This is a genomic window from Streptosporangium sp. NPDC048886, assembly GCF_055586905.1.
The window spans coordinates 1-1367 of record NZ_JBVJHH010000115.1 but is presented as its reverse complement, the minus strand read 5'-3'; the positions used below and the strand labels follow the sequence as shown (position 1 = coordinate 1367).

The window sequence follows — 1367 nt, the reverse complement described above, 5'->3', positions numbered from 1 at the left end:
CTAGTACTACAACAGCATTTCGTTGTGTAGGAGGTGTCGCCGTTGATAGTGGCTGGTACGGGCGCGGTGCTGGTAGAGCCTTCGGCGGTACGACCAGGCCAGAATGCGCTCGATCGGGCGGGCGAAGGTCAGGGCGTGGGTCAGGTGTGCCAGCAGACGGCGGATCTCGCCGGGGCTGAGGGGGACGAGGCCGTCAGGGCTTTTGGGAGGCCTGCCGCGGTGGCGGCCAGATAGGCGTGGGCGAGCATCGCCAAGGTGATGTGCCGGTACCAGGCGTCATAGCGGCGAACCTGGTAGTGGTCCAAGCCGGTCTCGGTCTTGGCCTGCTGGAAGCATTCCTCGATGGCCCAGCGGGTGCCGGCGATCCGCACCAGCTCGGCGAAGGTGGTGTCGCGCGGGCCATAGGCGAAGTAGAAGGCCAGCTCCTCAGGCTTGGCGATGCTGCGGCGGGCCAGCAGCCAGCGGCCAAAGCCCGGCTCGACGTCCCACGGCAAGGTGGCCAGCGCCCAGTCATACAGCCGGGCCCCCTTGGCGCCGTTCCCCGCCGACAACCGCTTCCACGCCTCGGGCGGGGCGTCAGCAGCCAGGCTGTCGGCGCGCAGGTTGCCACCCGGCCCGAGGCCGACACTCTGGCTGCACGGCACGGCCACCACATATCCCATCCCGTGCCGCTCGCAGAAACTGCGGAACTTGTAATCGCCGCCGTAGGCCTCATCAGCGGTGATCCAGCGGGCGGGCACTCCGGCCACCAGCGCCCGCTCCAGCATGGTGCGCGCGATGGCCGGTTTGGTGGCGAAGGCAATCGAATCCGGAATCGCCGCCCGGGCGCAGCGCTCCCGATCGGCCAGCCATGACGTGGGCAGATACAGTTCCCGGTCAATCAACGCCCGCCCTCGTGGTGAGGCGTAGGCGACGAATACGCCCAGCTGGCAGTTCTCGATCCGGCCGGCCGTGCCCGAGTACTGCCGTTGCACCCCGGCCGATCGGTCGCCCTTCTTGACGAACCCGGTCTCATCGACGATCAGCACCCCGTCGGCGTCACCGAGTTTCTCCACCACATATGCCCGCAGATCGTCGCGGACCGCATCGGCGTCCCAGGCGTAGGAGTTCAGCAACCGCTGCATCCCTTCCGGGCCATCGTCGCCTGCTGCCTCGGCCAACTGCCAGCCGTTCTTGCGCTCGACCGGCGCCAGCAGCCCGATCAGGTAGGCCCGTGCCCGCTGCCTGGGCTCCACTCGTCCGAACCGGCCCGCCACCCGCGCGAACAGGTCATCCAGGCCAGCCATCCATGCCTGAAGGTCCTCGGCGGTCACCACGCTCGACATACGGTCAGACTAAGGCATCACAATATGTTGTTGTAGTACTAG

1 protein-coding gene is annotated in these 1367 nt (G+C 67.4%); it reads right to left on the bottom strand.

What is annotated here, in order from left to right; genetic code table 11:
• Positions 1 to 140: 140 nt before the first annotated feature.
• A complete protein-coding gene (locus tag ACZ6R6_RS49315; RefSeq protein ID WP_470104477.1) occupies positions 141 to 1325 on the bottom strand; it encodes an IS701 family transposase in 1185 nt (394 codons plus the stop codon).
• Positions 1326 to 1367 lie beyond the last annotated feature (42 nt).

Excerpts from the sequence above, each read along its gene's own strand:
- ACZ6R6_RS49315 (WP_470104477.1), bottom strand. The coding sequence starts at position 1,325 with ATGTCGAGCGTGGTGACCGCCGAGGACCTTCAGGCATGGATGGCTGGC.